Below are 15,176 nucleotides of genomic sequence, written 5' to 3' on the forward strand. Positions count from 1 at the left end.
ACAAGACCGTATCTGACAAATTGCCAATTGCTTCGAAAAAAAGTCTTGCTTTGCAGGTGCCATCCACACAGGACAAAACGGACCTTGCTGATTTAATCATCAATGTCCGAATTTAGCGGAAGCCACAATTTCGTCAGCTTCTACTTGGATAAGCGTGCCAGACATATATTCAGGTTTCCAAATGGATTTTTCAGACCTTATCGGAACGATCAAAAATAGTATTTCCGACTTAATCGACCTACGGGAAGACAGCTTCAAATCGAAACGCGAGTTTTTGGCGCGCTTCGAAAAAAGTGCTGCTTGGGACGGTGATGATTGGACCTTTTGGGACTTCATTGCCGCGCCGAAAGAACTGGCGGAGCTAAAGTCGCAGTCTCTTTCTTACAAAGCGATTGCAAGACGGTGCGATGACTGGATGGCAAAAAATGAACGGAGCAAAACTTCTTTGATCCGCGAGATTGAGACTGGGCCACACGAAGGAATGGCTGAGCGACTTCGTGAGATGGTGAACCTGGGCGCAGACCCCAACGCTGCAAGCTTGTTGAAAGATACTGCCCTCGGGACCGCCCGCTACCATGGCTATAATGATGTCTTTGATCTGCTAATCGAATTGGGCGCAGATGGTCAAAAAGCTGGGTTTTCAAACCTACACCACGCAGTTCGCTATGGCTGCTTGCTGGACGTCGAACGACTTATTGAGACATTTGACCCATTGGAGACCTACATAACGGCACCGTCAGTTTTGTGGGAGGCTGTTATCTCTGAAAAAACCGACGTTTTGACGGCTTTGCTGAGCCATATTGAGGCGGAAAACCGTTTAGATGATGAAGAGGTTGAAACTTGTTTTGGCCTTGCCGTGGGAACCGCCAACCAAGAACTGGTGCAGCCATTTATTAAGCTAGGTTTGACATGCGAGATCGCGTTGGACTCAACGCTGGAGAAGTACGACGTCAGTATGCTAAAGATGTTGATCGAACAGGGTGCCGACGTCCATCAAATTTCTGATGTTGCTCTGTACACAAACAAACCATGGACAATCTTGGATTCTGAGGGCGAGCCTGCCATCCGTGCTTACATAAATGCGATGCTTGACGCCGGTTGGGTTATTGATAATCTCGATGATTTTGAACATGAACAAGTTCGTTATTTTACAGAAGCTTATCTGTTACCTGAACAAGATGTAACACTGCCGAATTTTACGGATGGTGCTGGCGAGGTGAGAGGCACCAGTAATCCCGAAGAGCGGACAAAGCCCTTTTACCTCGAAATGCTGCGCACCGGCGAATGGTCTTCGCTAATGCAAAGTCGAATTAAGAATTTGCCGGACGTTATCTGGACTGCTCATCGTTTCGGGCAATCAACAACCAGACTTGAGGACGGTCGTTGGGTTCAAATTGGTGGTGAGCACGAAGACGGGTATATGCGGGAGTTTGTCATTTTCAATGACGTTGTTGTCCACACGCCAGGCGGTTCGCCGCGCGTATTTTTTTACCCCACTTCTACTTTCCCTCCGACAGATTTCCATACAGCGACGCTGGTTGGCGACTCGATCTGGATCATAGGTGGGCTGGGCTATGCCGGAGAACGGCAATTCGGAAAAACAGCTGTGTATCGCTTAGACCTGAATGATTTCAGCATTCATAAGGTTGAGACATCCGGGGAGTTTCCGGGTTGGATAAATAGGCACCAAGCAACTTTGAAGAAAGATGGGATTTGTATTTCGGGTGGCAAAATCGAACCCGGATATAAGGACAGCAACGCGTCATTTCTGCTTAACTTTGACACTCTTGTCTGGGAAAAACAGTCCAGCAGAAGTCATTCGTAGACACTGCAGCATTGGTCAATATGGGCTCTCTGCGGACCTCGGAGGCGGCGCGTCATTGGCTACTCACTATGGCACCGAGAGCGCCACGGACGGCCCTCAAAGCGCTCGCGCGCGCCATGCATCCACGAGATCAGGCAAAAAGGCTGTTCCCAAGCAGAGATTTCCATTGACTGCCCATTGCTGCCATTCATCGAATTGTCATATGCGACTTAGGTTTCAGCCTGCACTTCTTCGGCAAATCTGATTGCTTGTTCAGCCATAAGAGCCGCTGATTCTTTGCAATATTCGAAATACAAATCTGGGTCGGTTAGCTCTAATTCGGTGCAAACGAAATTCCCTGCGGAAATTATGCCGTCCAGTCGGATGTAGAGCATTGTCGGGCCGAGATATCTAGACACCTTTTCTGCGGCCTCTTGTAGGGATTGCGGCGCTTCCACGACTTCTGTTTGTGGCTTGAACCTACCGTTTGTCCTGAATTCACCAGAGGCAGGACGTCGTCGAATGCAGTGAGCAATGTTTTCATCAATGATTGTCGCGCTCCATTCGCCCTCAGAAATTTCAGGAATAAACTCTTGAGCAAAAAATGGACGCCCAGGCGCTTCCAATCTTGCATCCGCCAAGGCTTCTACAAGCTGGTCACGGTCACATAGGCGAACACCGACACCACTGCCGCCAAATGCAGGTTTCAAAACAACTCTATCAGGTATCCCAGTTGTTTCTGGCTCAAGAATTGTTCCGAGGTCCATCATCCATGGAACGGTTACGCCAATATCGCGCAATTCGTCCAATGTGCGCTTATCGTTGTTCCAAAGTACTGTGCCAGCACTGTTTGCAAACCGCGCACCTAACCGGTTCGCATTTCCAACCCAAGAAGCAAATCCTGCAGCGTCGTCTTGATAATCCCAGCTTTGGCGGAAGACGCACAAATCATAAGAGAGCATCTCCGAAGCCGCTATACGATTCCAGAGCACAACGTCTACGGATATATCGCGAGATTCAAGGGCGCTTTTAAAGACCTGATTGGAGGCCGAAAGCTCTGGATATTGAGCACAAGCAATTAGAGCGATACGCATAGATTTTTCCGTCTTAAAATCAAAAATATTTCTGCCACGATAGTCGCAAAAACCATAGTTTTTGCAACAAGGTGGTCATCCAAAAACGGTTATGATTGAATGTGTGTATGAAAATCGAGCGCTATATTCCTGTACCATCCCAGCTCGCTGAGGAATTACATCAACATCTTGTCGAAACTGACCAAACCTTATCAAATGATGAGCTAATCACATTTCTTCTCTCGGTTACCGATGACCACGGCAATCTATGTGCTGGCTGTAAAGGTGAGATTGCCTTCAAAAGTGCACGGGTATCTGAGTTATGGGTATCTGAGGGAAATCGCGGCAATGGATTTGGAACGAAGCTTCTGGCTGAAGCAGAAGCAATCGCAGTTGAGCGTGATTGCGAACGTATCCATTTGGAAACACGCAACCCAAAAGCAAAACTTCTATACGAACGTCTGGGCTATAGTGTGTTTGGCGAGTTGCCAAACTATGAGGGCACACTGTCGTTCTACTATCTCGAAAAACGGTTGCGATGAGAAGGCTTACGCACACAGTCGCACAATTGAATACATGTATTGTCGCAAAAACCATCCTTTATACAACGTCTATTTGGATTCAATAAAACCAGTGATTTATCTGTCGCGAAAAATTGGTCGCAAGATGGTAAACAAGGTCTGGATTGGGCCCGAAGCAGAATTTTACCGCGATGCAACGCTAATCAAGTGCATTTCGATCTGTGTGGACGGCAGGAATGCGGACGTTTCCCGCGGTTGGCCTTCCCAAACTGAAGGTCCGCTTTATTCAAACTCTGAAGCGATCCAATCCACGATCCGCTTGATGCGCGTCTGGCCCAAATGGTCCTTTGCCCATGAGATATAAAGCCCATCATCAGAGGGGGCGGGATCGACCCAAATCTCTACCAGTTTTTTTGACCGACGATCATTTTCCACCATGTAGGTCGGCGCGATTGCTACGCCGTGACCACCGATAGCAGCATCGAGGGCCAAGGCAGAGCGATCAAAGTTAAGCAGTTTGTGCGTGTCTCCGTACCCAGTTGCCTGGATCAGCTTTTCCCACCGCCGGTGCGCATCCTGAAGGAGCGGCAGCGTCAACAAGGTCTCCAGCCCCATTGGCCAATTCGGTCGGAGAAAATCAGGACTGCATACGGCAACGAGGCGGATGTCCGTCAGGCGGCGCGATCTGTGGGCTGGGTTCAAGTCGCGCGCTCTGCCCGGCCAGATCGCGATTTCGTTCCGGCCCAGACTGCGCGCCAAAATCTGCTCGTGGACCTGTGTGGTGAGGGATACGTTCGGAAACTTAGCCGAGAAGGCCTCCATCCGGGACATCAGCCATTTGGTAGCGGTGGAAGACCCAAGGTGTAGGGTGACGTGATCACCGTCCTCGCAAATGCTCACCAACGCGGTTTCGAGCGTCGCGAGGGCTTCTTGCATGGCTGCATGGCAGCGCTCACCTTCCGCCGTGAGCGAGACACCGCGTGCGCCGCGCACGAGAAGAACCACCCCCAACTCGATTTCGAGCTTCTTGATCCGCTGAGAGACTGCGCCACGCGATAGGTTCAGCCCCTCAGCCGCGCGTTGTAGGTTCCCATGCGATGCGACGACAGAGAATACCCGAAGCGCGTTCAGGTTCACGTTCTTCATTCGACACCTTCGAGGCAATAGTTTTTCTAAACGCTTATAGAATTATCCTGCTTTGTCAATTTGGTGCAGGTGGCCGATACAAGCGGTCAAGCAGCACTCAGCGATAGCTACAAGAGACCGAGCGATGACCCAGACAATCCGACCAGCGACACCCGACGACATGCCGCGCTTGGTCGAGCTCCTCATGCTGGATACGCAGGAACGCCATGCAGAGGATGAGATCCTTTGGAAGATGGCGGATGACGCGCCCGCTCAGATCGAAAAAGCGCTGACTTTTGCTTTGACGGCAGAACAACAACCCTTTCGACAGTTTTGGCATGTCGCGGAGGATGGGGCGCAGATCACGGGTGTCATCCATGCGATGGTGCTGCCTGTGCCTCCAATCTATGCAGGCCCGTTCGGCGATCCAGGATTGATCCTGCCCGACTCTTTTGTGGTAACCGATGCACCAAGCGGCACTTTAGAGGGCCTGTTGGCCGCAGCCGAGGACGCCCTTCACGAAGCCGGTGCCCGTATCACACTGGCATCCTACGTGGCGGGCGAAGCTTGGCGAACGGCGTTTGAAGCAAGCGGCTATGAGCCTTTGACACTTTATCTGTCGCGCAGTGACCTTGGCGACCAGGGAATGCCGGTCAGTGTTCGGCAAGCGACGGAAGACGATATTCCAGGTATCGTTGAACGCAGCGCCGAGAACCGGCAGATTCTCTTTGACATCGACCCTTTCTGGGAAATTCATCCTGAAGCTGATCCACGATTTTCAGCCTGGATGACGCGGAGCCTAACACTTCGGGATCGGGACATGATGGTCCTTGGAGCGTCCGAGGATTTACAGGGCTACATCATCGCACAGCCCGCCTCACGGCTGCACTTTCCCCCGGCTCACGACGTCACGGGGACAGGTGTGATTGATGACTACTACCATCCTGAGCTGGCCAACCCGGCGGCGCTTGACCGAGGGAGTGAGAACTCCAATGCGCTGTTGCGCGCGGCCGAGGCGGCGTTCGCCAACCGTGGTATGGGAGCCGCCTTTGTCGTTTGTCCGGCTGGATGGATGTCCAAGATCGAGTTGCTGGAAGCTGCTGGCTACGAGACCGCGATGGTCTGGTCCATCAAACGATAGACCCCGCCATACCGCTCTAGTTACAGCACTGTTCAACGGCTTTTTCACGTCGCTGAAGTGCGAACCGATAACTTTTGAAAGGAAGAATTCATGAAATCAAAGCGTGTCATAGAGACGATCAGTAACGCACTACGCGATCACTCCGCCGTTCGCGGTCTTTTCCTGAGCGGTAGCTTCGGCAATGGGCGGGCAGACGCTTTTAGCGATATCGACTTCGTCTTGGTGTCGGAAAACGGGCCAACCGACGAGGTTGCCGGAGCGTGGAAGGCCGCCGTCGCGCGCACTGGCGACATCGTGATGTGGTGGGATCGAAGTGCGCGCCCTGCGCTTATCAACGCCATCACCGCAGACTGGACACGCACAGATGTAATCATCTTAAAGCCTGAACAGTTCGCAGCACATAATCAGGCAAGCCTTCGACCTCTCTTTGACCATGATGGCCTTTTCGACCAGTTGCCAAAAGAGCAACCACAACCGCAGGCTTTACCGGCGCGCCTGTTCCGCCAGATCGAGGAGTTCATTCGCATACTGGGGCTTCTGCACCTTGCGGCGGGCCGCGAAGAATACATCAACGGTGTCGCAGGTATCTTCCATCTGCGTACCAAACTGATCGACCTCATGGTTGAAGAAACCGCCGCGCCGGATCGAGGCGGAGCGCTTCACTTGAACCGGCTGCTGACAGAAGAGCAGAAGGCGTTGATTACGGCCTTGCCCTCGCCTTTAGCCGAGCGAGAGGCAATGATCGCAACACACCTCGAATATGCGAAGGCATATCTGCCGCGCGCCCGCAAGCTTGCAAAACAGCGTGGAGTGGAGTGGCCGGAGCGGTTCGAAGCCGCAACTTGGGACAAGCTACACGAGGCTTTGGGTGTTGAGCGGCCCTACGAATTGTAGAGTTGGGTCCATCAGAAGGTAGCTTTTTATAGTATATCGCGCATAGCACAACCTCTACAGCTGTCACTCGCGGCGATGCAGAAACCGAGAAATATGGGCTGATTCCGTTGAAAAACTCTTCCTTAATCGGGTCGCCAGCGACTGATTCAATTCTCTCAACGAGCGGGAGGAATTGCGATGATGGGACCGAGGCAGGAGGCGCAAGCGGCCTTGTTATACGAGTTCTCGTTGGAGGAGCATGTACCGCAGGATCATCTGCTGCGGTCAATTGATCGGTATGTCGACCTAAGCAGCATCCGGGCACACCTCTGCACGGGTGAGCGGCTCTCCCTTCCCTCTCCGCCATGTCATCGATTGCCTTACGATCGACAGCATCAGCGGGCTCAATTTGTGCCTTCTATGACCTAGTGTTGATGACAACAGCTGGACGATCGCCGGACGCTTGCTTCCACCAACCCAAAAGTCTTGACATTGAACCTGTGCCGCCGCCAACGGGAACGCAGTGCGGGAGTTACCGCTCCCCGGAAGGAAGTTGTAGAGCAGATCCGCGAGATCCTCGACGCATTATTCCTCGACAAGGTTCACGAGCCGCTCCACAGGCATGACAGCGGAGCCGCGAACATGTTCTCACCGAACGGGACCACCTTGTCGTGATCATAGAGCACCATGCCTTGGACGAACTTCTCGCCGCAAGCGTCCGCCAATTTGCGCATTCCCGAAAAATCCGCCGCCGAAACGGTTGCGGATGACTTCACTTCGATCCCGACCACTTCGCCACGACGGTTCTCCAACACAATGTCGACCTCGTTCTTGTCCTTGTCCCGGAAATGAGAGAACGTACATCTCTGTTCGCTCCAACTGGCGATCTTTCTCAGTTCGCTGAACACGAAGGTCTCCAGAATCGCACCAAAACTCGTTTTGTCCTTACGGACTACGTCCGGCGAGATATCCCGCATCGCGGCGAGGAGCCCCGCATCGAGAAAGTGTAGTTTCGGCGACTTTGTGAGACGTTTCAGGCGATTTGTGAACCAGGGCTGTAGCGTGTGAACGAGATAGAGACTCTCGAAGACGCTCACATACTTCTGCGTGGTGACGTGGTTGAGGTCGAGGCCCGCCCCGATCCCGGTGTAGTTGACCAACTGCCCTGCGTGCTCGGCGAGCGCCGACATCAGTTTTGGCATGATGGCAAGTTGTTCGATCTGTGCGACGTCTCGGACATCTCGTTGGACGATCGCATCGAGATAGCCGTGATACCAATCCTGCTTTCGCGACCATCGAGCGCGACCAAGTGCTTCGGGATAACCGCCCGAAAGGACGTTTTCTATAAGGTCTTCCCCGACAATCATTTTATCGGCGTTTGGCGTTTGTCCCGCAAAGGCCTGATCAATAAATCTCTTTTTTGTCCCAAAGATCTCCGCCTGCGATAGAGGGAATAGCGGAACAACCTCCATGCGACCCGCGAGAGAGTCCGCCACTTTTGGTATGGTCATCAGGTTGGCCGAGCCCGTGAGGAGGAACCTGCCCGGCGTCTTGTCGTCATCGACCAGGTTTTTGATGGCTAGCAGAAGGTCGGGCGCGCGTTGAACCTCATCAATGACGGCGCGATCCAATCCGCGGACGAACCCGACCGGATCATCGATCGCCGACCGCAAAACGTTGGCATCGTCCAGTGTCAGAAACGGGATCTTGTCCGACGCGATTTCGGTCGCAAGCGTCGTTTTGCCGGACTGACGCGGCCCCGATATGAGAACCACACGGGTGTCTGACAGTGCCTCTTCCACCCTGGCTTTGGCAAATCTTGGATACATCGGCGCACGGCTCCTTTCGACCGATTGAAAGTAAACATCCGACCAGTTGAAAGTCAAGCTTCGACCGATTGAAAGCCTGGTGGCGACCGGTTGAAGAATTCAACGCCGCCCATCTGAAAGAGGAGCCCCGACCAATTGAAACGCGCCATCCTCTAACTCACTGGAGCGATCCTACTCGGCTAAGTCCCTACCCGTAAACATTCTCACGAGTTATGTAATCTCAGTTGCGCAGCCGGACCTCGCGGTAGCGCCTGAATTCTTCGGCATCTACAAGCTGCTGGCCGAATGCGTCCAGAAGCTCATTCCAGGCACCATGCAAGAATTCGAAACGATCATCTGGGGTCCAATTGGCCTAACTGGACCGAACGTGCATATTTGGGCATCTTGAAGAACAAGTTGAGAACATTCGGGGTTCGCTGACTTTCGCTGCGCTAGCCATGAACTGGTGAGACGCGGACAAACCGGCCTTGTGCGGTTGCGGCTATTGCTGACGCAGCATTACTTCGCAGTCACGCCAAAGTTGCCGCTGCAATGCAGCCGATATCATCGAAGCCGTCATTCCAACCTTCGATATTAAGCTGGCCGACACCTTACCTGTCGCTGCGGCTGCGCCAATAGCTGTTTTTCTAACCAACTCGGCCCATGATGGTGAGACGCCTTTTGGAAGGCACTTTGCCAGAAGCGTAGGTCTAGAAATCATCAGTTTCCGGGACGCTCCCAAGCCTGACAAGAAAGCTTGGTGATCCGACTTCACCACTGTCTGGGTCTTCACTAATCATATAGGCATCCGCACCGGCACAATCCTCGGACTGGGCTTCCCGTTCCGCTCTGTTCTGAGCTTCTGCTGCCGTGGAATACTGAAATTGCTTGCCGATCTTCAGACTCGTGTGTCCGTCGCGCCCTGGCTTCTGTTCCACGTATGTCTGACAGATATAGTGAACTTTTGCTGTGCTCTCGTCTGCCTGCGTCATGGGCAATTCCTTCTGGTGTGTCCGGTCGCTCAGTCAGATTGAAAGACGCAGGCGAAACGTGGGTTGCTGGGATGTAATGGCCTTGGTTCAAACATTCCTGCGTCCTTAGCGCGACCTCTTTGTCGGAGTGTTAGCTTCTCGTTCAAGGCGCGCGTTGCGAAGACGGTTAATCTTGGTTTGTCGCTGCTCGGCCTCTTCTTCGACCATTTTCCGAACGACACGGGTTGTCTTGTCCAATGGTGTTTCCGCCTTGGAGCCTTGCGCTTTGAATACGCTTGTTTTTGTCAGCTTTGCCAAGTGGCAATCTCCTCTTTGATTTCATCCAGGCGTGTCTGAACAGGACTGTTCAAACTAATGCCAGGTGTTTGCCTGGGCCATGGACCCTGTGTGCGATTGACGCGGGTCTGTCATTGCGCAGATTTATCTGAATATCCGGGGCGGCCATGGCGCGCATCAAAGCGCCATAACTCATCTGAAACCGCATTTCCGATCCAACGCAGAGCGCCGCATCTTTCGTGCCGATGACCAGATGATCGCTTGTTGCGCCAATAAGTGTGTTTCCGGGAGGCATTGAAAGCCCTGCTGCGTCCGTATCCTGATGCCCGATGGCAAGAATAATCTGCGTGATTTTTGAAATGTCAGGAACAAGTCGAATTCTTGCCAAGGTGTGATCGGCGTTGCCCACAACCGGGTGCACAGACTTGGCATCCGTCTCGATCACTTCGGCGACAAGCGTAAAGGCGTCCCGATACATACCACCAATCTGATCCCCTGTGACTGGATCGACACCAAATAGTATGGCTTCACCAATGCGCAGATCGTTGATCCGGCCTGTGGCATGCCCCCCAGTCGCCCAAGGCAGGTTTGCAGAATTGCCGCCAGATACTGTCTCAATGAATGGGCCACACTGCCCCTCCACATCATTCGCTAGCATAGACAATGCCTGCATCTTTGCAGCCGTCGGGGCGATCCCGCTGAGACATGCGAAGTTGGCCCCAATGCCTTTCAGTGCCACACCGGGCATATCAACAACACGCCGTGCCAAGTCGCCAAGGTCGTGTGGCATGATCCCTTCGCGCAGATCACCCATTTCGACCATCAAGATAACACCGTGAACCTTGTTTTGTCGGAGTGCAGCAGCGGCCAAGGCTGCGGTCACAGACATCTCTGTGTTGTAGCTCGCCTCACAGACCTGCACGATGTCATCGACCTGGCTCAACATTGGTGTTCTGATCAAGGTGATCGGACAAGTCATGCCAGCCTGGCGTAGCCGCTTCACATTGCTCAAACGCGCCTCAGCAAGACCTGCAGCGCCACCGTCGAGCATGGCCCGGGCGATTGCCGGATGCCCACAAACGGCTTTGGTCACCCCGGTCACCCGGATGCCGCGCGCCTTCAGCAGCCCAACAACAATCTGTGTGTTGTGGCGTATCTTGCTTAAGTCTACTTCTATGCGTGGGTTGCTCATATTGCAGCCACGGGTACCTCTTGCTGCAGGCCGGGATAGGCCGCAACAACCATGGCTAGCAGGTGTGCTGCCGGTCGGCTGAGTGCGTCGGTGACGGGCAATCCAAGTCTTTCGCTTAGTCCTGCAATCGTGTTTGTGATCTCGGCTTCGGACATACCCTCATGATTGAGCGTGACGCCGATGACCTTGGTATCCGAAAACGCCTCGATCAATGCAATCTCACTTGCCGGAGTGGGCATCGGCATGTTGGGAAAATCGCAGCGGTGCGCGCGTTTGGGTGCATGCTGAAGGATGACGGCGTCCGGTTGGCTGCCGCGCAGGATGAACGTCGATGTACAGAACGCCGGATGGCTGAGCGCACCCTGGCCCTCGATCAAAATGACATCGGGTTGTTCCGCCTCTGAGGCGGCGACAATCGCACCCTCAAGTTCGCCGCAGCAGAATTGGGGTGGGACGGCATCCATGGCCACGCCATATTTTGCGCCCTGCATCAGGCCCGTCTGACCGGTGCCAACCAGTACAGTCTTGATGCCCTTTGCGTTGAGGGCGCGTGCCAAGACCGTCGCAGTGGTCCGTTTTCCGATCGCGCAATCGGTTCCCAGTACTGCGATGCGTAGCGCATGGACATCCGCGATGCTGCCGTCGAACAAGCGCATGTCTTTGCTGGCTTTGGGTTTGCGGATGTCGCGAATGGTGACCTGTCTGTCCGATGCGGCTTGCGCAATTTCGGGATCGTCGCTGAGGTACTCATGCAAGCCACTGACGATGTTCATGCCGCGCCCAATCGCATCCAGTACGACCCCACGATCAGCGAGCGAAAGTCGCCCTGTTGAGGGGGCCATTCCATAGACAAAGGTATCAGGTTTGGCGGTTGCATGGGCGACGGCGGCATCTAGGTCTTTGAGAATTGGTACGTTGTTGATCACGTCATCAAGAACTTGCCCGCTGTTCTCGCCACCGTGAGCGCTGTCGATAACCGAGATGATCTTGTAGGCCTCTGAATGACGCACGAGGCCGTTGGCCGTCTTGCCGTCAATTTTGGCAAAGTTGCCCTCGCAATAGATAACCGCTGTGGGGATCTGGGTGAGCGAAGATGATTGTGCCTGTGTGTCACGTATCATGGGGGGCGCCTGAGCGCCCCTGACGGGGCGGCGAACGGTATCTACCGTCTGGATTTCGGTTTTCATCTTGTCATCCTTTTGATGCTGAGACTGTCGTTCGACGAGGTGTTGAGGCGGACGTCTTGATGCGACGCGCTCAGTTATTGAGAACGCACAGCCCCTTGGATTTCTGGAAGTTCCGGTTGCATTCCCAACGGTTTCCCGACCGGTCGAGATGGGCGTTTGCGGGCATGTTGATCGCTTCACAGCCTGCACCAGAAGCTTCATATCCCCGCTGGCATTTCCATCCCTCGCCGTAAGATGCATCGTCGAAATACGCGAATTCGGGAATGACGACGGCCCTGCACAGACCGTCTTGTTCGAAATACCCACGTTCGCATGTCCAGGGCTGACCATAGCGAGAACCGTTCAGATATGCGTTGGTCGGAACCGCGATTGCGGTGCAACTGTCGTCCGTCTTCTCAAACCCGCGTCCACATTCCCATGCGGAACCATCCGCAAGATAAGCATTTTCAGGCACTATGACCTCTTGACAGGTATCGTCGACCTTGAGAAAGCCGCGTAGGCAGCGCCAGCGTTCGCCAGAGGGGTCTAGAAACCCACTGTCGGGGACAATCACTGCAACGCAGGCCACCCCGTCGACTTTGCGAAATCCGTGATAACATTCCCATCCGGGTCCATAGGTGCGGTTTGTCGCATAGGCATTTTCGGGGACCACAATAGCTGCACAACTCTCGTCCGTGAGCCGATACCCGACATTGCACTGCCAACCGTCGCCATAGCTCTTTGCGCTAGCGTTTTCTGGCATGGTCTGGGCCATGGCGGGCATTGCAAGGAGTAGCAGAACAAAGATTGGGCCTATGAAAACGACCCAAAGTAATCGCGCGTCCGCCAAAATCGATGTCTCGCAAACTAATTCTGACGATTGCGGCGTTGCTTTTGAATTATGATCCATCCAACTCAAGCCCCGCGAGGCAAGCGGCCGCTAGGTCACGATCTGGCGTATCTGTACCGGGGCGCGTGGCCCAGCCCGTTTCCATCATTGCATTGCGGCGGCCAAAACTAGAGAGATCCTGAAGAGTTGCGAGCTTTTCTGAGCGTTCTGGATCAGCCGCTGATATATTGAGGCAGACCGGCACCATCGCCAAAGTCACCTCTTCAGCAGCCAAGTCCTGTGCCATGGTTTGGGCACTGCCGCTTGTTGTCCAGCCGCCCCATGAGAAGCCGAAGATAGAAACCGCAATCGCGCCACCCAAAGCACCGTAGATGCCGGGTTTCGTCCATTCAGGAAAAGTCATTTTTGGTCCTTTGACGGAGAAAACGCCGCCACGTTGTTTTTGCGCTGACAAGACATTTTGTCAGAGCCGTTTCGAGATCGTTTGATCGACAACGCGCAATCTATGCTTGGTCGCAAGTCGCTGGTCAGTCCGGCCACCAAGGGGGAAGAACATGACCCATGGTCATGCACGACAACATCGGCAACATTCCCAAGCGTCAGAGCCCTGTTACGGCATGTGACATTCGAATTTTAATGATGGATAATTGCGACTGGCTCTGGCAGGCGATGCACCTTTGCCGAAGAAGACCACAACTTTGTATGACCGATGTAGTCGCTTTGCGCCTGATTTACAATGCTAGCTAACCTGACCATTTTCCCAACACCGTCGATGGGTCTACCATTTTGACCTGTTCTCGCCGCCTTCAGCGAAACGCGGGACCATGCGCCCAGACGGTCAGCGAACGCCGAATGCCCCGCTTAATCGGCGTAACTTGATGCAGTGCAAAGCTTGGAAACACACTTACAGATCCTTGCGCCCGATTGGCCATTTGGATTTGAGCACTTGGCCTGATTTCCAAGTCACCCCCGTCGTAGGTGTCCGGATTGCTCAATTGCAGCACAAGCGTAAGCTTTCTTTTGCCAGCGGCAAGACCGTGGCCGATGTCAGAATGCCAGGCAAAATGGCCACCTTTGGCTGCATCATATTTAGCTACTTGTGGGCTTTCCGCAAATTCGCGCACATCTAAATCAAACTGGTGCTTGTTGGAATGACTGACAAGCTCAATCAACCGGGTCATCACCCAGCTTAGGTCTCCGACATCGTCCATCCAAACGAGTTCCGCATTACGCAAATTGTGATCCCTATTGCGGCCGACAAGCAGCGCTTCATCGGTGGGCATTTTGGCGATTGCCGCAACAATGCGATCACATTCCCACGTGGTAAACGCATCGGGCACTGAGTGCACTACCATCATTCCGCCCACCATTTACAAATCGTGGTTCGCGTATGCGTCGATGCGAGAAGGGGTTGCATCAATGCACAGCCGGTTTCCCGGATCGATCCGATAGGTCGTTGAATACTTTTATGATTTCGGTGGGCTCCGCGCGATCAAGCGCCGCGTCTGCGATCTCTTCTTCCGTCCAAATCCATGTCTTTGCAGGATCATGAAGCATCGCCCAATTTGCAAATAATCGGGTTTGTATCTTGCGATTTAGGAGTTCTTTGACCCTAGCATGACGATCATCGCGACTAATTCGTGCATAGGCTGCGCGCACTGCACCTTCCGGTCCTTCCAGTAGTTGGAGGTAGATGTCATCCCGACAAACCAACGCGCCGGTCACGTCGTCCCGCTTATTGCAGCGTCTGGCATCGAGCAAAATGCCCGCCAGTGTCGGCTCATCGAACCCAAACGGCTGTGACACGTAAACGATCTGTATGAGATTTGTGATGATTTGGCACCCTGTGGGATTGAGCGATGCATGAAAGTACTATGATAGAGGCACGATCACATCGCTTCAGATGTAGACCGTAAGGCTTCGGGGACGCTGAGTCTCGACTAAAGTGAACGAACGGCCACATTGAGAAAATCACATCAACACTGAGACGCTTGTCCCGTAACCGCGCATGTTTCCTACCTGAGCAAATACGGCAAGATACCACGCAGTTTGTCTGGTGGATGTGAGTCCAACAGAATGGTCTCGACATATATTTGCTGAATGGCCGGTTGTTCTGCGGCATTGCAGCACCATCGATTACGCACTTGCCGCATTCTCTACGCTGCGAGCGCGCGCAGCGAGATACTTGAATTCACAGGATGGGCTCCAAGCAGACATTAGATGCAATTTGTTTGAATGACCGCCGATGGACATAAACCCCATGACAGAACCTCCCTGCCAAAAACGGTCGATACTGGTGAAAAACTCCGCCCATTTTCGAGGGCAGTACTGACAGCCGCCCATTTGCGGGTATTC

The 15,176-nt window shown here is 53.5% G+C and carries 16 protein-coding genes; 4 read left to right on the top strand and 12 right to left on the bottom strand.

The genetic code is table 11. The features are described from left to right. The first annotated feature begins 181 nt into the window (after positions 1-181). The gene (locus tag HRQ87_RS19505; protein WP_174140123.1) at positions 182-1,825 is read left to right on the top strand and encodes a hypothetical protein; all 1,644 of its coding nucleotides are present in this window, start codon (positions 182-184) and stop codon (positions 1,823-1,825) included. A 209-nt stretch (positions 1,826-2,034) separates the two neighbouring features. On the opposite strand, the gene HRQ87_RS19510 is transcribed toward HRQ87_RS19505, so the two are convergent. Then, positions 2,035-2,898 (bottom strand): ATP-grasp domain-containing protein, encoded by an 864-nt coding sequence (locus HRQ87_RS19510; RefSeq protein WP_174140124.1) that lies wholly within the window; start codon positions 2,896-2,898, stop codon positions 2,035-2,037. 107 nt (positions 2,899-3,005) lie between these two features. On the opposite strand from HRQ87_RS19510, the gene HRQ87_RS19515 reads away from it, so the two are divergent. Further along, the gene (locus HRQ87_RS19515; protein ID WP_174140125.1) at positions 3,006-3,419 is read left to right on the top strand and encodes a GNAT family N-acetyltransferase; all 414 of its coding nucleotides are present in this window, start codon (positions 3,006-3,008) and stop codon (positions 3,417-3,419) included. Between the two features lie 261 nt (positions 3,420-3,680). Here HRQ87_RS19515 and HRQ87_RS19520 read toward each other — a convergent pair whose 3' ends face one another. Continuing rightward, positions 3,681-4,544: a LysR family transcriptional regulator gene (locus tag HRQ87_RS19520; RefSeq protein ID WP_174140126.1), complete on the bottom strand. Its 864-nt coding sequence runs from the start codon at positions 4,542-4,544 to the stop codon at positions 3,681-3,683. Positions 4,545-4,668: 124 nt separating this feature from the next. Between HRQ87_RS19520 and HRQ87_RS19525 the strand changes: the two genes are divergently transcribed. Beyond that, complete coding sequence (locus HRQ87_RS19525; RefSeq protein ID WP_174140127.1) at positions 4,669-5,664, top strand: GNAT family N-acetyltransferase; 996 nt, start codon at positions 4,669-4,671, stop codon at positions 5,662-5,664. Between the two features lie 90 nt (positions 5,665-5,754). Continuing rightward, entirely contained in the window at positions 5,755-6,558 is an 804-nt protein-coding gene (locus tag HRQ87_RS19530; protein ID WP_174140128.1) for a nucleotidyltransferase domain-containing protein, read from the top strand. Between the two features lie 581 nt (positions 6,559-7,139). Here the strand turns inward: HRQ87_RS19530 and HRQ87_RS19535 are convergent. The 10 genes from HRQ87_RS19535 to HRQ87_RS20085 form a co-directional block, all read right to left on the bottom strand. Beyond that, entirely contained in the window at positions 7,140-8,366 is a 1,227-nt protein-coding gene (locus HRQ87_RS19535) for an ATP-binding protein (protein ID WP_174140129.1), read from the bottom strand. Between the two features lie 689 nt (positions 8,367-9,055). Beyond that, positions 9,056-9,337, bottom strand: coding sequence for a hypothetical protein (locus tag HRQ87_RS19540; protein ID WP_174140130.1), 282 nt, complete (start codon positions 9,335-9,337; stop codon positions 9,056-9,058). Between the two features lie 105 nt (positions 9,338-9,442). Further along, positions 9,443-9,634, bottom strand: a complete 192-nt coding sequence (locus HRQ87_RS19545; protein ID WP_174140131.1) for a hypothetical protein — start codon at positions 9,632-9,634, stop codon at positions 9,443-9,445. A 49-nt stretch (positions 9,635-9,683) separates the two neighbouring features. Beyond that, positions 9,684-10,805, bottom strand: a complete 1,122-nt coding sequence (locus HRQ87_RS19550; protein WP_174140132.1) for an alanine/ornithine racemase family PLP-dependent enzyme — start codon at positions 10,803-10,805, stop codon at positions 9,684-9,686. Next, a complete protein-coding gene (locus HRQ87_RS19555; RefSeq protein ID WP_174140133.1) occupies positions 10,802-11,992 on the bottom strand; it encodes an N-acetyltransferase DgcN family protein in 1,191 nt (396 codons plus the stop codon). The genes HRQ87_RS19550 and HRQ87_RS19555 overlap by 4 nt, the downstream gene beginning before the upstream one ends. A gap of 70 nt (positions 11,993-12,062) precedes the next feature. After that, positions 12,063-12,881, bottom strand: coding sequence for a hypothetical protein (locus HRQ87_RS19560; protein ID WP_246252568.1), 819 nt, complete (start codon positions 12,879-12,881; stop codon positions 12,063-12,065). Next, positions 12,871-13,224: a hypothetical protein gene (locus HRQ87_RS19565; RefSeq protein ID WP_174140134.1), complete on the bottom strand. Its 354-nt coding sequence runs from the start codon at positions 13,222-13,224 to the stop codon at positions 12,871-12,873. The genes HRQ87_RS19560 and HRQ87_RS19565 overlap by 11 nt, the downstream gene beginning before the upstream one ends. A 403-nt stretch (positions 13,225-13,627) precedes the next feature. Then, positions 13,628-14,179 carry a 2OG-Fe(II) oxygenase gene (locus HRQ87_RS19570; protein ID WP_174140135.1) on the bottom strand — a complete coding sequence of 184 codons (552 nt, stop codon included), beginning with the start codon at positions 14,177-14,179 and terminating at the stop codon, positions 13,628-13,630. A gap of 58 nt (positions 14,180-14,237) precedes the next feature. Beyond that, on the bottom strand, positions 14,238-14,657 hold the full coding sequence (locus HRQ87_RS19575) for a BLUF domain-containing protein (RefSeq protein WP_174140137.1): 420 nt from the start codon (positions 14,655-14,657) through the stop codon (positions 14,238-14,240). 300 nt (positions 14,658-14,957) lie between these two features. Next, positions 14,958-15,176, bottom strand: a 219-nt coding sequence (locus tag HRQ87_RS20085) for a hypothetical protein (RefSeq protein ID WP_217430520.1), incomplete at its 5' end; no start/stop codon positions are given.

Origin of the sequence: Parasulfitobacter algicola (genome assembly GCF_013315265.1) — a bacterium.
Taxonomy (GTDB): domain Bacteria; phylum Pseudomonadota; class Alphaproteobacteria; order Rhodobacterales; family Rhodobacteraceae; genus Parasulfitobacter; species Parasulfitobacter algicola.

Bases quoted from the DNA above. Each gene is read 5' to 3' on its own strand.
- HRQ87_RS19505 (WP_174140123.1), top strand. From the start codon at position 182: ATGGATTTTTCAGACCTTATCGGAACGATCAAAAATAGTATTTCCGAC.
- HRQ87_RS19510 (WP_174140124.1), bottom strand. From the start codon at position 2,898: ATGCGTATCGCTCTAATTGCTTGTGCTCAATATCCAGAGCTTTCGGCC.
- HRQ87_RS19515 (WP_174140125.1), top strand. From the start codon at position 3,006: ATGAAAATCGAGCGCTATATTCCTGTACCATCCCAGCTCGCTGAGGAA.
- HRQ87_RS19520 (WP_174140126.1), bottom strand. From the start codon at position 4,544: ATGAAGAACGTGAACCTGAACGCGCTTCGGGTATTCTCTGTCGTCGCA.
- HRQ87_RS19525 (WP_174140127.1), top strand. From the start codon at position 4,669: ATGACCCAGACAATCCGACCAGCGACACCCGACGACATGCCGCGCTTG.
- HRQ87_RS19530 (WP_174140128.1), top strand. From the start codon at position 5,755: ATGAAATCAAAGCGTGTCATAGAGACGATCAGTAACGCACTACGCGAT.
- HRQ87_RS19535 (WP_174140129.1), bottom strand. From the start codon at position 8,366: ATGTATCCAAGATTTGCCAAAGCCAGGGTGGAAGAGGCACTGTCAGAC.
- HRQ87_RS19540 (WP_174140130.1), bottom strand. From the start codon at position 9,337: ATGACGCAGGCAGACGAGAGCACAGCAAAAGTTCACTATATCTGTCAG.
- HRQ87_RS19550 (WP_174140132.1), bottom strand. From the start codon at position 10,805: ATGAGCAACCCACGCATAGAAGTAGACTTAAGCAAGATACGCCACAAC.
- HRQ87_RS19555 (WP_174140133.1), bottom strand. From the start codon at position 11,992: ATGAAAACCGAAATCCAGACGGTAGATACCGTTCGCCGCCCCGTCAGG.
- HRQ87_RS19560 (WP_246252568.1), bottom strand. From the start codon at position 12,881: ATGGATCATAATTCAAAAGCAACGCCGCAATCGTCAGAATTAGTTTGC.
- HRQ87_RS19565 (WP_174140134.1), bottom strand. From the start codon at position 13,224: ATGACTTTTCCTGAATGGACGAAACCCGGCATCTACGGTGCTTTGGGT.
- HRQ87_RS19570 (WP_174140135.1), bottom strand. From the start codon at position 14,179: ATGATGGTAGTGCACTCAGTGCCCGATGCGTTTACCACGTGGGAATGT.